Origin of the sequence: Nitratiruptor sp. SB155-2, assembly GCF_000010325.1 — a bacterium.
Taxonomy (GTDB): Bacteria; Campylobacterota; Campylobacteria; order Campylobacterales; family Nitratiruptoraceae; genus Nitratiruptor.
Map to the genome: position 1 here is coordinate 1,829,804 of NC_009662.1, position 19,434 is coordinate 1,849,237.

Genomic DNA, 19,434 nt, shown 5'->3' on the forward strand with positions numbered 1-19,434 from the left:
AAATTTAACAAAGGAATAAAATGGAGTATCCAAAGTTTTTTGACCAGGTTGAATCTATCACCATGTATGACCCATTATCCGATTTCTTAGGAGCTTTTGAAAATGGATTGGTAGATATTCACTACAAAGATATCGCACTTTTTGCGGGACACTCCTGTCCTACGGTAGCAGGATGCTATCTGATGGCAAAAATCGGTCTTCAAAAGCTCTTTCCCGACACTTTACCAAGACGTGGAGAGATAGAAGTCCATGTCAGTGGTGCAAGAGATGAAGGCGTCAATGGCGTCATTGGCAATACACTTGCCTATATTTGCGGCGTAAACGATGAGTCAGGTTTCAAAGGAATTGGACCAAAGTTCGATCGAAGCAACAAACTCTTTTTTAGTAAAGGATTTAGTTCACAAGTGCGCCTTAAACGAATAGACACCCAAAAGCATATCGATCTTTCCTATGACCCTTCGATCGTCCCTCCACATCCTCAAATGAAAGAGCTTATGCAAACGGTTCTGATGGGCAAGGGTGGTATAGAAGAGAGGAAAAAGTTCCAAACATTATGGCAAGAAAGGGTCGCAAAAATTCTCTTAAATAAAGAGTTATGGAGTCAACTTGTACAAATCCATTAACTTTTTACATACATTTTCACTTGATCACTCGACTCATCACAAAAAACTTTATACCCTTTCTCTTTAAGGGTATCGATGAGCGGTTCTGGCTTAAAGTCTGATGTAAGCAAAAGAACCGAACCTTTCGGAAGGACTTTGAGCTCTTTCATCACTTCTGCCAATGGATTTTTCCCATCATCTAGTAACTTATTGGCATCCAAGATTATCGATGGTGTTTCGAAACTCCACTCAGGCCGTATCTCTTGAGACTGCTGTTGAACCTCAACGGCTAAAGGCTCCTGACCCACCAAGGATCGAAGTTGGTTGACAAGATCCACCGGATCCATGCCACCCACTGCAGCGGCCTGTTTTACTGAAGCGATTTTTGCTACCGTTCTTCGAAGTATTGGATTTTTCAACTTTTTAAATTTTGGATTGATTTTGATAAGCTCCTCTTCCAAAAAAGGGTACTCCTTCAAAAGATCGGCAATTTTCGTATCAAGCGTTATCTCCATATCTTCTCTCCTCGCCTATATCGCATATACATCACGACAAAATCTTTGATAATCAATATAAGTGAATAGAGCCACAAAATATCCAAGATCCAGTTCCTTGGATAATGCAGATAAAAATAGAGTATGGGCAGGCCTATTACAATAGGCCATTTGAGATAGTAAAAAAAGAGTATGCCAGCACCATAGAGATGACGAAAAAAAGCTTTGAACTCTTTCACTGGGCACCCAACGCTTTTTTCACCACATCACTGGCCATAGAGATATTCCAAGGTGGATCCCAGACAATCTCTACCGTCACATCTTTGACACCCGGAATTTTCTCAACTGCCTCTTTTACCCACTGCTGCATCATCTGGTGTAGAGGACATCCTCTTGTGGAGAGAGTCATTTTTACATGAACATTGTTCTCTTCATCGATATCCACATCATAAATAAGCCCAAGATCCACCAGATTGAAACCGACTTCTGGATCGATGACCGTTCGTATCGCATCATATACCTGTTCTTTCGTTACTTTAGCCATTTTCACTCCTATATTGCAACATCCATCGCGTACTCACTACCAAAAAGAGAGCTCCCGCAAATAAAAAGCTTGCTCCCGACTTCAACAATATGTCATTTTCAAATATTAACCCCAGTGCAACGAGAACAGATCCAGCAAGTGAAAACCAAAACTGATACTCCGCCTGTTTTTTTGGAATCATCTCATGCAACATTGGGACTTTCTGTTTTCCTACCAATGCACTGAATCTATGGAACCAGACCAAAAAAGGGATAATCTTATATAAATGACCATTGATCAAAAAAGCAAAAAAGACAAAAAGCGACCAAGCCGATGTATGTAAGATATTCGGCAGCGATCCTCCACTTAGCAGATAAATAAAACCCAGTACAATCCCATATATGAAAAATCCATATCCGGCAAACATCGATTTGGACCAGATATCCCTCTCTTTACGAATCCTGGCTTTATAAATAAGAAAGATCTGATACAGATAGGCTCCGGTGGATAAGAAAGCAAGAATATATCCCATTACACGAAAGATGCTCCATCCCAAAAATGCACCAATAAGCACAAGTACAACACTCCCAACCATCAATCTAAGAGCAATATGTACCGGTCGTTCATAAAAACCGTGGGCAAGACCAAACATTGGAAGGAGCACCAAGGAAATTCCATAAATGGTTATCATCACATATCCACCGAGCACGGCAAATACATGGGCTTTTATGACATCCTCTATATTGACACTCCAAAAGCCGCTAAGAGTCAATGCCATCAAAAAGCCGCTCAAAATTCCTATGAGCAAAAAGATATTGGAAATTTTCACTGCTTGAACCGTTATGCTTTTAAGTTCGGTTTTTCGAATAGTGAGAAAAACATCGATAGCAAATATGATCATCGATGCAAGAACCAAAATCCCGCCGAAACTGATCAAAATAGGGTCAAACCAAAAACCTAAAACCAGGAGAATTGTCCCAAAAAGCAGTAAAGGAAATATCACATAGAACCAGTCGACACTAAAATGTCCCGTCTCCAGCACTACAGGAACCAGCTGCGCCATAGCTCCAAAAATCACCATCATCACATATCCAAGTAAAAAAAGATGAACCCATCCTGCAATGGAAAGATCCAAGAAATCAAAGGATGCAGGATAGAAAAGAAGCGCACCAGTAGCAATGAGATAAAAAAGTACACCGGATATAAAAAATGGAGCAATAAGCTTGAATGGCGGAGCAAACTCCTTGGATATATTGAACACCCTCCCCCTCCTTTTTAGCCGTGACAGCTACTATCGTTCAAATTCGCTTCTTCACTCTTTCCCGGTCTATAACTAAAAACGAGTTTGACTCTTCCATCCGGAAGCTCTTCCTTTTCGATATCATAATTTTCTTCTATTTTATTGAGTAAGCCCATTGGCATTTTGTGATTGATCATGATGAGTTTCACATTTGGTGCAGTAATAAGTTTTAAACCGGCCATTGCATTGACCATCGGCTCAGGTGGTCCACATCTTGAGGTATCAAAGGCATAATAAGTTATACCATCTTTTTCAAATTTGTAAAAATCGACAGTAGCCCCTTCCACATCCACTTTTTGGGCATTTTCTGGAATCAGTTGCATAACATCCCCCTTCTGTGAGTATATGGGGGAATTGTATCAGTGTGTCAATGGTGTGTCATTGATATATATCAATCCTCATCGCAAGCCAGTTTGAAAATATCGTGACGTTTGGAGATGAACTCTTTACAACGATCGCAGATTGGCTCTCCGCCACGGTAAACAAAGGGGGTCTTACATTCGCTACACGTCTCAAAAGTAAATTCGATCAGCTCTTCCCCTCTATCGAATGCCCAAGAAACAATATCGATTTGCTCTTTATTTTTTACGGCATCCACTTTACAGATATCATTGCAAATATCACAATCGATACATCGTCCGCTCATAAACCAGATAGCCGTACCCTCTTTTGCGTAAAAAAGCGCCCCAGTTGGGCAAAACTGGACACAGTCTCTGCAGTTGGTACAGTTTTGATCAATATTTTTATTTCCTAAAAAGGAGAATGATGTAGGAATAGCACTATTTGGTATATCTGGCAAATTTTTTTTGAGGCTGTTTTTCAAAAGAGTCTGCTTCATAGGAAGCCGCTCTCTTTCATGTTGCAAATCTTTTAGATGCTCTTCTTGCGTAAGTTTCTTTGTTGCTTGGAAAATCGTTTTGAAAAAGGTTCTTCTATCTTCTTGATAAACTCCCTCTTGCAACTCTTTCGAAATACCCAAAGCTTTTATAAATGCGTTCGCTTCATTCATGCGCTCTTGAATCGATTGCAATGTACGATTGCCTGGATTGAGTTCACACCCATCACAATGGCTCAGGTCACATGAAACCTTCTCTTTTCTAAGAAGAAACGTCGCAAAATGCTCTGCATCGAAAACACTCAAGCAAGGAATATCTTTTTTGCATGAAAGAAGCACTTCATTTTCTTGCTGTTTGAGGATATATTCATTGGGATCGAAAAATTCCAAATACAAAGCTTCGCTTGGGCATACTCCCAAACATACTCCACAATTTGTACATTTCTGTGCATCTAGCGAGAGTCTGCCCCTATCGAAAAAGAAAGCCTCTTTAGGGCATATATCCATACATTCGGTGCAGTTATTGTGATAATAATCGGTACGAAGGCATTTCAAAAAGTCTATCTCGAAATGATTCCCTGTCTGTTTATAGTACATCTATCGGATACTCCTTCTTGAGCTCTTCATAGTCATGAAAAAGGTAATCTACCGTAAAGTCACAAAGATCCTTGTAATAAGGAGTATTCGCCACATCTCTCATTGCTGTCAGATATGGTGGAACCCACTGCAAAAGATGCTCTCGTAAAAATTTGAAAGCTGTTTTGTCTTCATTTCTATAAGCGAGATTCTGCATAAAAGCAAATTCTATAGAGAGGTGATCTGGAGCAAGAATTTCTGTACGATTCATATCGATTTCATATCCATTTTCAAAATAGAAGAACATCACCGGATTTTGCAAACCCACAAGAATCTCTCCAGTGCTATCTATAACAAGAGATTCCACAGGTTGTGAATTGATGACAAAAATGGAATTGAAATCGATATTGAGTTCATCAAGAAGCTTATCGATATCATGTGACTCGATATACTCTTTGGCGTTTTCGCCGATAGTTTCCAAAAGTTCTGGACTGTTTCTTAGATCTTCAATCTCTTTTTTCCCAAGCTCTTTTTCAAACATTCTTGAAAGAAAAGCGTATCCAAATGCACGGGTTTTGTTATCCAAGCTGTATCCTTACGAAGATATTGATAGCATATGATAGTATGGAAAGGTTAAAAATCAAATATACTCACAAACTAATTGAGCGCCCCAAAGGGCAACTCGATTAGAGACAACCTTTAAAGAAAGATTTTTTTGGAGGAGGAGGTGCTTTGAACTCTTTTACATCGATTGTCTTTTTATCATTTTCCAGTTTTCCTATCAATGTAACCTCATTTCTATTTCCACCTTTTTCTATCAATTCGGCTACATTGACTCCCGAAGGCTTGACATAGTAGATTTTGTTCTCGTCATGCACATAAAGAACTATTTGGCGTTTTTCTGGATCACCTGGATTCCAGTTTTTATAGCAACCTTCACTTCCGCAATGATAGGATTCGAGTCGACAATCTGCAAAGAGATCATTTTTTGCACACCATTCTGTCGTCAAAAATCCTTTTTTTTGAAATTCTCCGCTACTGGCAAAAAGAGTTGCAGCAGCGAAGAGGCTAAGTACTACAAGCTTTTTCATTTTTCAACCTCCGCTTTGAGTGTCTGCATATATGCCACCAAGTCATTGATCTCCTGTGGTTTGAGATAGTTGAATGGAGGCATAGCAGAAGTTCTGTGGCCTTTGTCGTCCACTGTATACCATGCAAAGTTTGGATGCGAATTTCTATTATACCCTGGTACCACAACTGCATTTGGATCTAGTATTGACTCTCTAATGTACGCAGCTGTTGCTTGACCACCAATATTGCTTAAATCTGGAGCCATATACATTGGAGCCATTTCGGCACCCTTCCATCTATGGCAGCTTGCACAATTGGTCATAGCAAGCTCTTTTCCTTTTTTCACGTCACCACCTACTCGCTCACTGACAACTTTTTCAAGAGCTTTGTTTTTTGCCCCCGGAAGTCGTACAGCAATCCAGCTAGAGAGTCTTTTCAATCCATCTCTTTGAAGCTCTTTTCCATCCCAAACAGCAATCGCAACAGCAAACTCGTTTTTTGTTGGTTTGGCATAGGCATCTTTGATAGGTCGTACAACCATACCGCCCCATTTATGATATTTCTTCACATAATACATATCGGTTCTGAAGTTTGCAGAGTTGTCTTTGATCTCTGTCATGCTTCGAAACCCTTCACTGACAAATGCTCTTTGGTAAGGACGTACACCTAATTTTTTCACCTCTTTTTCAAATTTTTTAAGACTTTTTCCAAAATAGTTTGTATTGTGCTCATTAACCTGATGCGCAACGTCACCATGGCCATTTGGTTCATAAACACCTTGTGCATACGCCTTTCTCAAATAGATTGCAACTGGGCGACCATCACTCCCCATACCTATATAAGGAAGTTTTTCAGGTTTGCTTGCATCACTTGCAAACTGTACGGCAAAACCATCTGGATAGATGTCGCTTTTGTATCCCTTGTATACATCTTTTGTTTTGTCAGGCCATCTTGTAACAATAGCTATGTTTCTACCATCCGTAAATGCAGCAACTTCAATAACTTTTGCTTTTGCATCTTTATTGAGCTCGTTTGCTTTTTTATCATTAAAGTGTAACGTGGTTTGAGGGTACACCACCACTTTTTGAAATTTTGCATACTTGCGAACGAGTTTGGAACCACATTTGAGATATTTAAAACTCTTCACCTTCACTGCCGTAACAACGTTTCCTGCGATGCTTACCGATGCAGCCAAACTGAGGGCTGCTGCTAATTGTACTACTCTTCTCATGCGTGCACCTTAAAATGGGATATTGATGATGGTTTTGTATGTTTACCAGCAACATATCGTTCATCAACAAGTGGCAATGGCTTCATTCCTTTTTTCTTCGCCACTTCAGCATAATAGTTGTGATCAAGTCTAAACATATCTTGATGCTGATATGCAATCAAGATATCCATAAGCTCTGATTCTCCAGTTTTTTTACGTTTTTCTCGCTCAGCTTTGATCGTTTTGATCGCATCATGGACAGCAGGCCCAAAGAGTTTTTCCAACTCTTCCATAGGAATACGATCGCTTCCTTCAATTATTTTTCCGTTTTCATCAAATTTTGGAGGAGTATCTACCGGTGGAACATAGTATACGTTTGGTTGCGTTCCATAATCCGGTCTGAGTGGCAACGCAACTTTATATTTATGAACCAATTTATATACTTGGCTCTCTTCATCATCCAAGAAGCCTACAAACCGGATTCGTCCTACACAGCTTTGAGCACACGCTGGTGGAAGACCCTGTTCAACACGAGGGAAACAGAGAATACACTTTTCACTCTTAGAGATTTTCGGGTTGAAGTAGATTTTTTTATATGGACATCCTGCTATACAGTATCGATATCCCTGACATCGATCGAGGTCTACCAAGACAACTCCATCTTCTTCTCGCTTAAAGATAGCATCTCTTGGACAAGCACTCAAACATCCAGGATTTGAACAGTGGTTACAAATCCTTGGAAGATAAAAGAAATAGTTGTCCATTGGGAAGTTACCATCACCTTGATCTTCATCCCAGTTTGGACCCCAAGTAGGACTTTGATCAGGTCTAAAACCAGGTTCAGGTTTATCACTTAAAAGATTTTGTTCTGCAAGTGACTCATAGTTATAATCCCAAGGAACTCCATAATCTGCCTCGATGTTTGGAATGATACCAGGCTGGAGATCTCCAGCGGCATCAAAACCCCCACCAAGTTCCATCCATTTTTTTGGATATCCGTCACCTGGGTATGTCTCAACGTTATTCCAGTACATGTACTCTCGACCATTTCTGTTGGTCCACTGAGTTTTACATGCTACTGTACAGGTTTGACAGCCTATACATTTGTTCAAGTCCATTACCATTGCTAATTGTCTTTTAGACATGCCAACTCCTATTAATATGTAAACTTCGTAGATTTTTCAATATTCACTGCGCCATCATACGCATACTGGTTACCATCCCATAGACCACCAAACTTGAGGTGTCCCCATCCGTCTGCTAATTCTAAAAGGTTGAGTGACATAGGAACACACTCATTGTGCCCTTTGTTAAAGAGATATTGATATGGCTCCCAACCATGCTCCATAACCAATGTATCTGGAGCGACAGATGAACTCACTTTGGCCATTGCGTAAAATTCTCCAAGCTCGTTAAAGATTCTGATGGTATCACCATCTTTGATACCTTTCATTTCGGCAATCTTTTTATTGACTGCGACATAAGGTACCCCTCTTTGGAGTCGCTGCAATGTTCTACTGTTTTTCCAGTTAGAGTGAATAGACCATCGTGCATGCGGCGTCATCAGCATAAATGGATTCTTTTTGTTTTGTGGTGCCAACGGTTTAAGTGCATAGTTTGTACCGTTAACAAGTTTCAAATATGTTGGATGATCAACATAGAAAGTCTGTCGACCTGTCAATGTTTCAAACGGTTCTAGTTTGAAAAGTGTAAATTCACCAGAGTTGTATGGCCTATCTGCATAGAGTGGACTCATTTTCGCAGCTTTCTCATTTAATTGCAAGAAACCACCCGCTGCATACATCTTTTCCATTGTCCATGGCGCATACTGCTCACATTTTTCAAGTGCAGCCTGAACAGCGAGTTTGTCAGTTCCCAGGTACGGCTCCATTGCCGCTTCAGATTCTTCGTCTGTATTCGTATACTCTTTATAGAAATTTGCAAGATCTCTATATCCCGTTTTTGCATATTTTTTGCTATCTTTTACTTTTGCTTTCGCTTTGTTTTCTGGTCTATTTGCAATCTCTTCCAGTTTTTTGCCAAAAATGCAAATAAGCTCCACTCATCTTTTGCTTCACCGACTGGTTTCATATTGGCAATTGGTTGAGCGAGGTTTGTAAATCTGTGATATCCGGGACTTGTTCGGATGTCGTATACTTCATAGTGTGATTTTGCCGGCAAAAGTACATCAGCAAACATTGCTGCTTCACTCATTTTATAATCAACATATGCAAAGAATTTTGTCTTTTTGAGGAATGCTTTTCTATACTCACTTCCTTTGTTGCGTCTAAATTTAGAATCAGCAACAATGAGTGCCACTTCTGGAGTCCACCAAGGCTTATAATACTCCTCTTCTTCTGTCCTATCTTTTCCGTCTTCTCCGTTTTTCAGTGCCTCTTCGACAATTTTGATATATTCACTCTTACTGATTTTACCACCAGTCGCTCTTTTGACATCTTCATCACTAAAATACTCTTCAAACGTTTTGAGGCCATCACCAAATACGAACTCGCCAACAAATCCAGACCCAAATCGTGGTTTATATTTTCCACTAAATCCAGAGAGTGCTCCAAGTCCACTCAAGCTAAATTCGTTTTCTGTATTGAGTCCGCCATATGGTCCAAGCCGTCCTGTCAAACCACAGATTGAAGCGATATTCCAGATATTCAATATACCGTTATGGTATTTGTTCAAGCTAAATCCAGTTGTGATTTCGACTACTTTTGGTAGAGCTATCTCTTTTGCAAGTACCTTTACAGTGTCAGGATGCACACCAGTAATCTCTTGTGTTTTTTCAGGTGCGAACTGCTCTACATTTTTCTTCAATATCTCAAAAACAGTTGTTACTTTAACTTTCTTGCCATCTTTTAATGTTACTTCCCACTCACCTTCAAGCTCAGGATCGATACCCATCTCACTGATGTCAAGTGTTTTATGCTCGCTCCCTTCACTACCAGGCATCAAAGCGATTTTCCCGGTTTTTTTGTTCATTGTGTAGAATTGCGCCTCATAATGCTCGTGATCTTCCTCTTTATGAGGCTCTTCCAGATCTATCCTTCGAAGGAGTTTTTTGTTGTCCAGTCGTACCAAGAACGGCAAATCGGTATAGATCTTCATATATCCTGGTTTATACCATTTATTTTTCAAAATCTCATACATTACGCTCATTGCCAAGAACTGGTCTGTTCCAGGTTTAATAGGGATCCAAAGGTCTGCAGATTTTGCAGAAGCGTTAAATTCTGGAGTAATGACGATAATTTTCGCTCCGTTGTATTTTCCTTCCCAGACGAAGTGTGCATCAGGGATTCTTGATACACTTGGGTTACCTCCCCAAAATACAGCGGTATCGACTGTATACATAAAATCATATGTACATCCAAGGTTACCCTCACCATATGCAACCGCAGCACCACTAAACATATCCCCTAGGTATGAAGCAGGATAGATTCGGTATGCACCAAGCTGCGTTGAAAATCTTAGAGGTGCTCCCCGTCGACCTTCTGTCAAAAGACCTGTTCCTGCATGAACCATAAGTCTTTCTGGACCTTTTTTAGGATCAGTCATAACATCCCAAATCTTTTGTGCTACGATTTCAGCCGCTTCATCCCAGCTGATTCTCTTCCATTTTCCTTCGCCTCGTTTACCTACCCGTTTCATAGGATAGAGGATTCTATCTTTTTCATACATAACTTGCGAATGCTGAATCCCTTTGTTACATCCACGAGGGTTGAAATCAGGGATTTTCGGGTTGATTCTTGGATATCGTGCACTCTGGTTTTCACGAGTTACCACACCATTGTTACCCCATACTTCCCAAGCACAGTTTCCCTGGCAGTTTACACAGTGATACGCATATCCGTGTTCCTCTTTTTTTCCGTATGTAAACCCAAACTCATTTCTATACATCTGCTCGGTATATGTCGTGTTGGGATAGTTGTGCTTCCCATTTTCTACTTTGATCACATCTGTTTTTGCAAACAAGCTTCCGCTGCTTGCTACAAGTGCCGCTGTAGCACCAGATACTTTAAGAAAGTCTCTTCTTTTATTATTCACTACTGTACTCATACGACCAACTCCTTATCGTCTAATAGGTAAATTCATATCGTTGCCCCACTCATCCCAGCTTCCGCTATATACTTTCGCATTTGGATATCCAAGTAGTTTAAGGGCTGTGATGATATCAGATCCCCGACCAGTACCAACTTGGCAGTATGCATAGATTGTTTTATCTTTTGTTACGCCCATTTTTTTGAAAAGTTTTTCTAACTCTTTTTTGTCTCTAAAGCTAAGCTTGCGTTTAAAGTCTGTGATATTCTTCCATTCGATAAATTTTGCCGTAGGAATATGTCCGCCTCGTGCAACATTATCCATTTTTCTTTCACCAATGATCTCTATCATACTTCTTGTATCAATAATCACATATTTACTTTTATCCCCATTTTTGAGTCTATCAAGTACTGCATGATACACTTCGTTTTTGCCTGCAACCCAGCTCAAATCAACTTTTTTCGGGTCGATTTTATAATGTTTCGGTTTGATTTTTCTCTCTTTTTCTGGACAAAGGTATGCATAGTGACCGTTTCCTAAGTCAACTTTTTTCACACCTCTTTGGATAATAAGTTTTTTTGCGAGTTTTTTCATTTTCTTTTTGATAGCTTTGTACTCGGCTTTCAATTTTTTGTATTCAGCCATATTTCCGGCTTTTTTGGCCTTTTTGTACGCTTTTTTGATCTTTCTTGATTCCGCTTTCAGCTTGTCATATTTTTTTTGATTTGGATCCAACGCTTTGATCTGTTCAACACCGCCATCAAGAACATACACTTTCTTGTGCCCAAAGCTTTTGAAAAACGCCAATACACCTGTTGCATTTGGACCTCTATAGTTATCGTATGCTATGACAACTGTGTTGTTGTCAATTCCATGTGCACCGATATAGTGTTCAGCATCTTTTGGACACATAAACAGCGGAGCACAATGCATTCTTCCCATAATATCGGAGTGGTGCAAATGGTGTGCATACATATCTACCGAACCCTTGATATGACCATTCTCAAAGGCCGTTTCACTGTCACCACTCACAAACATGACTCCTGGTTTGCCTATAAGCTTGTACGCCTCTTTTGCACTGATTGTCAACTGCTCTTTAGCAAAAGAAGCACCAGCAACTAAAGCCAACATCAAGATGGCTTGCAACAACCTCTTCATTGCATCTCCTTATGGATAATATCATACGCGCTTATACCCGTATTTAGGGCATCCTTGCACTCATCCCCATTATATTTCCAAACCGTTAAAATGAAACTTAAACAATACTTCATATCCCAATATCAGGACTCTTTTCAAATGTCACTGTCTCATAATTGCGCAACTTCGCTCTTTGCATCAAAAAAATTTAACTCATTTCCAAATAAAAATGATACGTAGTAAAATTTCTTTTTTTTGCTACTATATAAAGAAAAAAATAGGAGAAAATCTGTATGAATAGAGATGAAGCGTTGGAACTATTGGAAAATAAAGAGCTTCCATTAGAAAAGGTAGAAGCGATTTTTAAAGCATTCAAGGATGATATGGAAGTAGTTGGCATGGTCGCTATGAACTTAAGTCTACGAACGAGTGTTTATGATAGAGAAAAAGGGAAAAGTCCTATCATGACGCAGCTTCTTATAGAACTGAGTGAAGTAGAGGATATGGGAAGTAGATGGGCTGTAGCAAAAAACCCCCATACTCCTGCAGAGATTCTGGAAAAACTCTCTCAAGACAGCGTCAATCTTGTTCGTGCACTTGTTGCGACCAATCCCAACACTCCGGTAGAATGCCTCTATACACTTTTTGAAGATGAAAAGATTGTACGAGATGGTATCAGCGGAAATCCCAATGCTCCAAAAGAGCTTCTGGAGAAGCTTAGTAGCGATAGTGACAAATTGGTCCGACTCAGAGTTGCAGAAAATCCGGCTACGCCAAAAGAGATTTTAGAAAAACTGGTTGAAGATGTGGATAAGGATGTGAGCAAAGCAGCCGAAATACGATTGAAGGAGCTTTCATGAAGCAGGGGCAAGGTTTCAGCATCTTTGAAAAGCAGCTTTTAGCACTGCATTATAATGGAACATATATTACCAATTTTGAATTTCAGCAAATCGCAAAAGAAGCAGGTTTGGAAGTGGATTTGGCAGATAGGGAAAAGATGCTCAAAACCATTTTACAGCAGGCAAAAGCAAAAAATAAAGAGTTGGAACTCATCGGTGCTTTTACAAAGCTTCTCAACAATCGTATCAAAACGTATCAAGAACTCTTGCAGCGTTTTCCGGAGTCCAAAGAGATTATCGGCGGCTATATCCAAAAAACAAGAAGTACGATGATGCTCATTCAGCAACGACTTCGAACAAATCCTTACGAATAGGAGAAAGGTATGGAGAAAAATATTTTAGAGCTTTTAAAAAATGTACAGTATCCGGGTCTGAGTAAAAATATCGTCGAACTTCGAACAGTTGATTCTATAAAAGAAGAAAACGGGAAGCTCAAAATCGTACTTAATATGGCCAACCAAGAGGCTTTTCCTATCATTGAAGGTGCTATCAAAGACCTTTTGAAAGATAAAAATGTAGAAGTTGCACTCAAAGCCCAGCCAAAAAAATCGATCAATTACGGCTCAACTGCAAAACCAAACAACCGAGCACCCTATGCAAAAAATGTCATTGCCGTCACCAGTGGCAAGGGGGGTGTTGGAAAAAGTACCGTTAGCACCAATCTTTCCATCGCATTAGCACAAAAAGGATATAAAGTTGGACTACTGGATGCAGATGTATATGGTCCCGACATTCCCCGGATGGTAGGAGTCGAGCATGAAAAGCTTCGCTGGGACGATAATGACAAGATAATACCAAGCCAAAATTTTGGCATCAAAATCATGAGTGTCGGCCTGACCACACCATCTCCTGATACGCCGCTTGTATGGAGAAGTAGCGTGGCTGTGAGTGCACTCATTCAGTTTTTAGAAGATGTCGACTGGGGGGAACTGGACTTTTTGGTTATCGATATGCCACCAGGCACCGGTGATATCCAGCTTACCATGGCACAGGAATTGCCAATTACTGCCGGAGTTCTTGTTACAACGCCACAAATGGTTGCAGCCGACGATGTCAGCAGAGCCATTATGATGTTCAAAGATATTGGTGTGCATATTGGTGGACTGATTGAAAATATGAGCTATTTTATCGCCCCTGATACCGGCAAACGATACGATATTTTTGGTGCTGACGGCGGGAAAGCGCTTAGCATCCAGTATGATGTGCCACTTCTTGGGCAGATTCCTTTGGAGATGCAGATTCGCTCTCTAAGCGATGAAGGAATGCCTCCTGTAGCTATGGGAGAAGCAAGACATAAAAAATATTATCAAGAGATAGTAGACAATCTTTTACAAACCACGAAATTCAACCTTGCCTCTTAAGGCAAGGCGTTTTCGATCACACTGATCATATCCTTTTGCGCTTTTTCCAATATCTTGATCAGTTTTGGATCTTTAATATTGAGTGTAGCAATCCAGTTATAGATATTTGGAAAAACTATATGCATTGTATTCGTTCCTCTTTTTTGATACACAGCCATTGTACACGGCGCAAAAACCCCTGCTTCCGGACGTACTTTTGAAATATTGTAGATCACTTTCAATTTACAAAGAGAATAGGTATCATAAAAGATAAAATCGTTGATTTTTGCCTCTTTGAGGTCGTAATTGAAATCGTTGAAATTCGCCATAACAAACCCGATGGGTTTCAAGCCATCTTCTATCATCATCTCAAGTTCATCTTTTGTATCCAAAGCTTCTTCATCATCTACTTCGAAGCTGTATTTCGTAAGAAGTTTTTCTTTCACTTGCTGCGGCTGATAATTTAAAGTGACCCTTGTTGCTCCGGGAAGCGCTTTTTTCAGTGTTTCAACATCCAATTTTTCAAGCTTCTTAAAATAACTGTCCAGTTCATTGGTACCCAAAATATGTGCTTTTGCTTTCGCACTCAGTACGCCCGCATAGGTTCTTTCTTCACCCTTCTTTTTATAAATAACAATGCTATAGGGTGCAAAAATCCCGCTATCTGGATATTGTACCACTGTGTCCATTGCAATTTTCGGATAATAGACAGTCATCAAGGTATAGATATCGAAATCTGTCTGTTTAAACTGTTTTTTATATGGACCATTCATATCTCTATTTTGCTGTATAGAGTAACCCGCTTTTTGAAACACCTCTTCTATGTGCGCAGGTGTCACTTTTGCCTTTGTAGCAAACAATATGATATGATCATTTGCAAAAAGCGCAACAATAAAACTAAGTAGTATCACAATCTTTTTCATTCATTCTCCTTCATGGTCGTATATAGATCCAGCCTTTGAGGTCTCGTTCCACCAACTCCACTATACCGGCAGTAACAATCTCTACCCCTTCGATGAGATCCTCTTTTTTTATATTTTTTGTTCGCATCGTATTGCCACAGGCGATGAACTCCACATCATATGTCATGAGGCTTCGCACTCTTGCAGCAATCTTCTTCTCTTTTTTCAGAAGCGTACGAATACCTTTTGAATAGCAGATAATCGCTATCATTACCTTTTCTGGTCCATAAAACTTCATCACGTTATTGGCTGAACTTAAAACATGATTGATCGATTCATCATCCCCTTTGGTAATAGGAAAGACAATCTTTCTTGGATTGTCAATGCTAGGTTCTGGCTTAGCAAATTCCGTATCTGCAACCAGAAAAGATAAAAATAGAAATAGCCCCATGAGCGCTCTCATTTTCGCACCTCATCAAGTATCTTCAAAAAATCCTCTTTTTCCCAAGCTCCAGGAACTGTTTTTATAATCTTCCCCTTAGGCGTTATAAAGATAAAACTGGGTGTAAGATTCCACTCTATACCCAATGGAAGTTTCTGTTTTGTTATATCCACTGGGATAAATATGAAATGTTGACGTAATCTCTTTTGCACCTCTTTATCTTTGAGTGTCGTCTTCTCCATCCATCTACAGTAGTGACACGTTGGAGAAGTTGCTTCAAGAATGATGATTTTATTTTCTTTTTTTGCTTGTTGCAAAATTTTGTCAAAATCAAATCCTCTTTTTTTCGGCAATACGTCACTTTTTTGATCATATATCCATGCAGCTACTTTTTCCAAATCCTCATCGCTGATACCTTTGATAGCTGGCATCGTTTCAAAGTGTTCCAACACCGTTTTAGAACAGATAGAGTTTTGTCTGTCAGGATGTTTCACATACTCTTTGACAAACTCTATCGCTTCCATTTTTTGGAACTCTTTGTCCCCATGGGGATCTCCTACCTTCGTTTTGAGTCTATAGGAGATCTGGTTGATTGAGGGGGCTTTGAGATGTAAAATAGTATTGTCATGTAAAAAATTTTTCTGCAATGTTTTTACATCCACATGTTCAAGATGGCATGAGGCACATCTTTGTTTGTAGACCTCATACCCTTGAGTCGCTAAAAGAGGAAGCGATAAAAAGAACAGCGCGATGTAGAACATTGTACTCCTTAGAACAGATAGTTGATCTCAAATCGATATTCGTTATAGGATGGATCAGCTTTGAGTTTTCCATTGATATCATATGTATTATCATCTCCATTTACTATACCTGTTCTAAACTTGAGATAGAGACCAGGAATGGATTTGACTTTCTCAACAAGATCCAGATGAACGATGTTGCTATCTGCTTGTACTCCTGCCTTATTATCATCAAAATCTTGCATGGCATATCGTAGGCTTGCCTTGAGTCCAGGAACGAGACCCGCTTTGTCAAAATTGACAACACCTCGGACCATCCATGTTTTGGTATTGGCATACCAGTTGTATTGTGCCATCGCTCTTGTAAAGCCGCCTGTTGGGAAACCTCTCCATGGAGCGATGATATCTGCATCATCCGCTACCTTCGAGTAACCAACCCTTGCCCACCACATTTTGTTTTTGGCTTTCAGATCAAGGCGTGCCATCCAAACAGAGCTGTCGACACTGTATGGATCATCGTATCCTGCACTTTTTCCTTTCAAGTTTGCTACTGCGACACCAAGAGCACCGATATCATCTGCACCTCTATCCCATTGCTTGATATATCGAAAACCGGGCACAAGGTTATAGTTACCTACAGGTATCTTGTAGTGCGCTTCAATCGCACCAAGTGCCACAACTTCTGGAACAGTCGTATAGTTGAGTTTCAGTTTTAGATTTGGAATGAGACTTTTGTTTGCAATTTCAGCAACGATCAAGTCATGATTTGGATCTTTTCCAGCAGCAACGAAATTGGCATAACTCAAGGCTTTATTCACTGCACTGTCATCGTTGTTTGCCCAACTCTCACCATTTGCATCTTTAAAAGTGATTACATCGTGAAAAGAGGTATGATCTCTTAGCTTTTGCTTTAAAAAGTATGCTAACTTGATAGTCGTACCACTGAAATATTTGCTTGTGAGGCTGTATCCTTCAAAGGTATTTGGGATCATTTTCGTATCGTTACTTTTTGTAAGCATACTTTCAAAAATTTGGCGTCCAACTTTGAGACTTGTTTTGTTTCGCTTATACTCAAGATATGCTTGGGCCAAAACCGTCATGCCAAATGTACCTTCCGTTTTAACCTTATACCTTGAAAATGTATCTTTTCCAGCTTTAACATACCCTACCTCATTTTTATCCATATGCCATGGATTTTGAGATGTATACAAAGCTGCAGTGGCTCCAAATCCGTTCCAGTACGCCGTTTTATACTCGAAACTTCCACCGATTCCTATTGCCCAGTTATCCTTCTTTTTACCACCGGTTAAATAATCCTCTGTATCCCAATCCCAAAGAAACGAGTTGAACCGTAATCTTCCGTACCATTCACCTTTCGTAAACATTTCACTTAAACTATTTGCCTCACCTGGCAAAACATTGTATTTAAGTGTCATGTTTCCTTTGAGAGATCGTTTCTCTTTCGCCATTGCAGTTGTTGCTGTCGCTCCTGCTATACATACCGCCGCTGCTAAGCTTAATTTCAATAGTTTCATATTTTCTCCTTTCATTTATGAACAGATTCCACCCTTTTTAGGGCATCCACAATCGTAATCGAGGATATTCACATTAGATTTGTTGGAAATATCCACCGTTCCTTTTCTTTTGACATAATCTACTACCACATCGTATACTGGCTTGATTTTTGCTTCTCTTAGGTGCTCACCTGCATTTTGCAGGTTCCCTCCCCAGGCACTTACTACATAGTTTCTGTCTGGATCAAGCTCTTTTCCATTAATTTTTAGATTTCGTATACGCTTTCCACTTGGTGCAGATATCTGAATGTCATAACTCACGCCACCTAGCCGACTCATATCACCGCCTTGCTGGTAGAGTGGGTTGGCATTAAATACGTTATCTGCGATATCTTCCAAAAGTGTTGCTATTTTTGCACCCTTGAGTTCAAATGTGTATACATCCGGATAGGTAATCGCAGTCATCTCATAGACATTGTCTACCAAAATATCGTCACCCGGCAACAGTGTCGTCCCCCATCGATATCCTGGCGTAAAAGATATTTCACAATCCATCGTATCACGAATCGCATCGCCTATGAGTGCATCGAATGTTGAATAGAAGGTGTCTCGCTTATAAAGCGTTCCTTTTGTCTTTCCAATAACTTGATTTAACTCTTTATTGTAAGGTCTGTACCACTTGTCAACCAGTTCGATTCCTTTTTTGTCTGCTGGAATCAATTTTGATGCAACAGGAATCAGCTTATAGCGAAAATCCTTCACGCGTCCTTTTTGAATATCGATATCGAGTCTTCCTATAAATTTTCCATGGCTTCCTGCTATAATAATCGTTGTCCCATTAATAGTGATCGGTTTTGGTCCAGGATCGTGCGTATGGCCACTGAGGATAAAGTCGATGCCATGCACTTTCCTGGCCACCTCTTGGTCTACACTAAATCCATCGTGACTCAGAAGCACAACGCAATCGACCTTTTTCTCTTTTCTCAGTTCATCCACATAGCCCTGCAGTGAGTCAAGTCTCAGACCAAAACTCCATCCTTCGGTAAATCGTTTTGGATTTGCAGTGGATGTAAATGGAAAAGATTGACCGATGATACCGATCTTCGCTCCACCTACCTCTTTGATGGTATAAGGTTTAAAGACAGTTTCTTCGAATGTATCACTGAATGGGTCATTGTCTACCACATTTTGCGACACAAAATCGGCATTGAGTTTGTCAAGGAGCTCCATTACCCGCTCTTTGCCATAGGTAAATTCCCAGTGTCCAACCATCACATCAACGCCAAGATAGTTTTGCGCATCTACGATGGCTTCTCCTTTTGTTTTCAAAGCTACTGCCGTGCCTTGCCAGGTATCGCCACTATCTAAAAGTAGCACATTGTCTTTACCTCGGTCACGACGAACCTCGTCAATAATGGTTTTCATGTGGGCCACGCCACCCATTTTCCCAAATTTTTTCGCTAACTCTTCGAAATTGAGGTAGGTATCAAAATAGGCTTCCAACGTATTTGGCTTTATCCCGTAAAAGTCCATGAAAGCTTTTCCACATAAAAAGCCTGGTGTTCCTACAAGATTTTTTGCACTGATAAGTGTTGATGGCTCCCTCCAGTATAATGGCTTTAAATGTGCGTGCATATCACATATATGTAGCAGTGTCACCTTCCCCACAGGATCAAAATCCAAAATATCGCTTGCTGTCACCTCATCGGCTCTTTTTGCTGCATGGAGTTTCCCACCACTTGCGCCCATCAATCCTAAAGCTGCAGCGATATGCAAAAAATCGCGTCTATTGATATTCATAA

The 19,434-nt window shown here is 40.1% G+C and carries 22 protein-coding genes; 4 read left to right on the top strand and 18 right to left on the bottom strand.

Annotation, left to right across the window (positions count from 1 at the left end; genetic code table 11):
- The first annotated feature begins 20 nt into the window (after window positions 1–20).
- Window positions 21–623, top strand: coding sequence for an FmdE family protein (locus NIS_RS09615; protein WP_012083177.1), 603 nt, complete (start codon window positions 21–23; stop codon window positions 621–623).
- Here NIS_RS09615 and NIS_RS09620 read toward each other — a convergent pair.
- From NIS_RS09620 to NIS_RS09675, 13 genes are all read right to left on the bottom strand, one after another.
- On the bottom strand, window positions 620–1,117 hold the full coding sequence (locus NIS_RS09620) for a DUF1858 domain-containing protein (protein ID WP_012083178.1): 498 nt from the start codon (window positions 1,115–1,117) through the stop codon (window positions 620–622). The genes NIS_RS09615 and NIS_RS09620 overlap by 4 nt on opposite strands.
- Complete coding sequence (locus NIS_RS09625; protein WP_041354083.1) at window positions 1,108–1,335, bottom strand: hypothetical protein; 228 nt, start codon at window positions 1,333–1,335, stop codon at window positions 1,108–1,110. Before NIS_RS09625 ends, NIS_RS09620 begins: the two co-directional genes overlap by 10 nt.
- Window positions 1,332–1,640, bottom strand: a complete 309-nt coding sequence (locus tag NIS_RS09630) for a metal-sulfur cluster assembly factor (protein ID WP_012083179.1) — start codon at window positions 1,638–1,640, stop codon at window positions 1,332–1,334. Before NIS_RS09630 ends, NIS_RS09625 begins: the two co-directional genes overlap by 4 nt.
- On the bottom strand, window positions 1,633–2,880 hold the full coding sequence (locus NIS_RS09635; protein WP_012083180.1) for a hypothetical protein: 1,248 nt from the start codon (window positions 2,878–2,880) through the stop codon (window positions 1,633–1,635). Before NIS_RS09635 ends, NIS_RS09630 begins: the two co-directional genes overlap by 8 nt.
- Before the next feature lie 14 nt (window positions 2,881–2,894).
- On the bottom strand, window positions 2,895–3,242 hold the full coding sequence (locus tag NIS_RS09640; RefSeq protein WP_012083181.1) for a hypothetical protein: 348 nt from the start codon (window positions 3,240–3,242) through the stop codon (window positions 2,895–2,897).
- A 68-nt stretch (window positions 3,243–3,310) separates the two neighbouring features.
- Window positions 3,311–4,351: a 4Fe-4S binding protein gene (locus tag NIS_RS09645; protein ID WP_012083182.1), complete on the bottom strand. Its 1,041-nt coding sequence runs from the start codon at window positions 4,349–4,351 to the stop codon at window positions 3,311–3,313.
- Window positions 4,341–4,916 carry a TorD/DmsD family molecular chaperone gene (locus NIS_RS09650; RefSeq protein ID WP_012083183.1) on the bottom strand — a complete coding sequence of 192 codons (576 nt, stop codon included), beginning with the start codon at window positions 4,914–4,916 and terminating at the stop codon, window positions 4,341–4,343. The genes NIS_RS09645 and NIS_RS09650 overlap by 11 nt, the downstream gene beginning before the upstream one ends.
- A gap of 100 nt (window positions 4,917–5,016) precedes the next feature.
- Entirely contained in the window at window positions 5,017–5,421 is a 405-nt protein-coding gene (locus tag NIS_RS09655) for a hypothetical protein (protein WP_012083184.1), read from the bottom strand.
- Entirely contained in the window at window positions 5,418–6,632 is a 1,215-nt protein-coding gene (locus NIS_RS09660) for an ethylbenzene dehydrogenase-related protein (RefSeq protein ID WP_012083185.1), read from the bottom strand. The genes NIS_RS09655 and NIS_RS09660 overlap by 4 nt, the downstream gene beginning before the upstream one ends.
- A complete protein-coding gene (locus tag NIS_RS09665; protein ID WP_012083186.1) occupies window positions 6,629–7,756 on the bottom strand; it encodes a 4Fe-4S dicluster domain-containing protein in 1,128 nt (375 codons plus the stop codon). Before NIS_RS09665 ends, NIS_RS09660 begins: the two co-directional genes overlap by 4 nt.
- A gap of 11 nt (window positions 7,757–7,767) precedes the next feature.
- Window positions 7,768–8,673, bottom strand: a complete 906-nt coding sequence (locus NIS_RS10335) for a molybdopterin dinucleotide binding domain-containing protein (protein WP_197524225.1) — start codon at window positions 8,671–8,673, stop codon at window positions 7,768–7,770.
- Window positions 8,595–10,676: a molybdopterin-dependent oxidoreductase gene (locus tag NIS_RS09670; RefSeq protein ID WP_197524279.1), complete on the bottom strand. Its 2,082-nt coding sequence runs from the start codon at window positions 10,674–10,676 to the stop codon at window positions 8,595–8,597. Before NIS_RS09670 ends, NIS_RS10335 begins: the two co-directional genes overlap by 79 nt.
- A gap of 12 nt (window positions 10,677–10,688) precedes the next feature.
- Complete coding sequence (locus NIS_RS09675; protein ID WP_012083187.1) at window positions 10,689–11,816, bottom strand: sulfurtransferase; 1,128 nt, start codon at window positions 11,814–11,816, stop codon at window positions 10,689–10,691.
- Window positions 11,817–12,088: 272 nt separating this feature from the next.
- On the opposite strand from NIS_RS09675, the gene NIS_RS09680 reads away from it, so the two are divergent.
- From NIS_RS09680 to NIS_RS09690, 3 genes are read left to right on the top strand one after another with little or no spacing between them, the layout of a single operon-like run.
- Window positions 12,089–12,655: a hypothetical protein gene (locus tag NIS_RS09680; RefSeq protein WP_012083188.1), complete on the top strand. Its 567-nt coding sequence runs from the start codon at window positions 12,089–12,091 to the stop codon at window positions 12,653–12,655.
- Complete coding sequence (locus NIS_RS09685; protein ID WP_012083189.1) at window positions 12,652–13,008, top strand: hypothetical protein; 357 nt, start codon at window positions 12,652–12,654, stop codon at window positions 13,006–13,008. Before NIS_RS09680 ends, NIS_RS09685 begins: the two co-directional genes overlap by 4 nt.
- A gap of 9 nt (window positions 13,009–13,017) precedes the next feature.
- Window positions 13,018–14,055 carry an Mrp/NBP35 family ATP-binding protein gene (locus NIS_RS09690; RefSeq protein ID WP_012083190.1) on the top strand — a complete coding sequence of 346 codons (1,038 nt, stop codon included), beginning with the start codon at window positions 13,018–13,020 and terminating at the stop codon, window positions 14,053–14,055.
- On the opposite strand, the gene NIS_RS09695 is transcribed toward NIS_RS09690, so the two are convergent.
- From NIS_RS09695 to soxB, 5 genes are read right to left on the bottom strand one after another with little or no spacing between them, the layout of a single operon-like run.
- Window positions 14,052–14,957: a DUF302 domain-containing protein gene (locus NIS_RS09695; RefSeq protein WP_012083191.1), complete on the bottom strand. Its 906-nt coding sequence runs from the start codon at window positions 14,955–14,957 to the stop codon at window positions 14,052–14,054. The genes NIS_RS09690 and NIS_RS09695 overlap by 4 nt on opposite strands.
- Before the next feature lie 10 nt (window positions 14,958–14,967).
- Window positions 14,968–15,399 (bottom strand): DsrE family protein, encoded by a 432-nt coding sequence (locus NIS_RS09700; RefSeq protein WP_012083192.1) that lies wholly within the window; start codon window positions 15,397–15,399, stop codon window positions 14,968–14,970.
- A complete protein-coding gene (locus NIS_RS09705) occupies window positions 15,396–16,139 on the bottom strand; it encodes a thioredoxin family protein (RefSeq protein ID WP_012083193.1) in 744 nt (247 codons plus the stop codon). The genes NIS_RS09700 and NIS_RS09705 overlap by 4 nt, the downstream gene beginning before the upstream one ends.
- 8 nt (window positions 16,140–16,147) lie before the next feature.
- On the bottom strand, window positions 16,148–17,653 hold the full coding sequence (locus tag NIS_RS09710) for an OprD family outer membrane porin (protein WP_012083194.1): 1,506 nt from the start codon (window positions 17,651–17,653) through the stop codon (window positions 16,148–16,150).
- 15 nt (window positions 17,654–17,668) lie between these two features.
- Window positions 17,669–19,432 carry a thiosulfohydrolase SoxB gene (gene soxB / locus NIS_RS09715; protein ID WP_012083195.1) on the bottom strand — a complete coding sequence of 588 codons (1,764 nt, stop codon included), beginning with the start codon at window positions 19,430–19,432 and terminating at the stop codon, window positions 17,669–17,671.
- Window positions 19,433–19,434: the final 2 nt, after the last annotated feature.

Bases quoted from the DNA above. Each gene is read 5' to 3' on its own strand.
- NIS_RS09615 (WP_012083177.1), top strand. From the start codon at position 21: ATGGAGTATCCAAAGTTTTTTGACCAGGTTGAATCTATCACCATGTAT.
- NIS_RS09620 (WP_012083178.1), bottom strand. From the start codon at position 1,117: ATGGAGATAACGCTTGATACGAAAATTGCCGATCTTTTGAAGGAGTAC.
- NIS_RS09630 (WP_012083179.1), bottom strand. From the start codon at position 1,640: ATGGCTAAAGTAACGAAAGAACAGGTATATGATGCGATACGAACGGTC.
- NIS_RS09640 (WP_012083181.1), bottom strand. From the start codon at position 3,242: ATGCAACTGATTCCAGAAAATGCCCAAAAAGTGGATGTGGAAGGGGCT.
- NIS_RS09645 (WP_012083182.1), bottom strand. From the start codon at position 4,351: ATGTACTATAAACAGACAGGGAATCATTTCGAGATAGACTTTTTGAAA.
- NIS_RS09655 (WP_012083184.1), bottom strand. From the start codon at position 5,421: ATGAAAAAGCTTGTAGTACTTAGCCTCTTCGCTGCTGCAACTCTTTTT.
- NIS_RS09660 (WP_012083185.1), bottom strand. From the start codon at position 6,632: ATGAGAAGAGTAGTACAATTAGCAGCAGCCCTCAGTTTGGCTGCATCG.
- NIS_RS09665 (WP_012083186.1), bottom strand. From the start codon at position 7,756: ATGTCTAAAAGACAATTAGCAATGGTAATGGACTTGAACAAATGTATA.
- NIS_RS09670 (WP_197524279.1), bottom strand. From the start codon at position 10,676: ATGAGTACAGTAGTGAATAATAAAAGAAGAGACTTTCTTAAAGTATCT.
- NIS_RS09675 (WP_012083187.1), bottom strand. From the start codon at position 11,816: ATGAAGAGGTTGTTGCAAGCCATCTTGATGTTGGCTTTAGTTGCTGGT.
- NIS_RS09680 (WP_012083188.1), top strand. From the start codon at position 12,089: ATGAATAGAGATGAAGCGTTGGAACTATTGGAAAATAAAGAGCTTCCA.
- NIS_RS09685 (WP_012083189.1), top strand. From the start codon at position 12,652: ATGAAGCAGGGGCAAGGTTTCAGCATCTTTGAAAAGCAGCTTTTAGCA.
- NIS_RS09690 (WP_012083190.1), top strand. From the start codon at position 13,018: ATGGAGAAAAATATTTTAGAGCTTTTAAAAAATGTACAGTATCCGGGT.
- NIS_RS09695 (WP_012083191.1), bottom strand. From the start codon at position 14,957: ATGAAAAAGATTGTGATACTACTTAGTTTTATTGTTGCGCTTTTTGCA.
- NIS_RS09700 (WP_012083192.1), bottom strand. From the start codon at position 15,399: ATGAGAGCGCTCATGGGGCTATTTCTATTTTTATCTTTTCTGGTTGCA.
- NIS_RS09705 (WP_012083193.1), bottom strand. From the start codon at position 16,139: ATGTTCTACATCGCGCTGTTCTTTTTATCGCTTCCTCTTTTAGCGACT.
- NIS_RS09710 (WP_012083194.1), bottom strand. From the start codon at position 17,653: ATGAAACTATTGAAATTAAGCTTAGCAGCGGCGGTATGTATAGCAGGA.
- soxB (WP_012083195.1), bottom strand. From the start codon at position 19,432: ATGAATATCAATAGACGCGATTTTTTGCATATCGCTGCAGCTTTAGGA.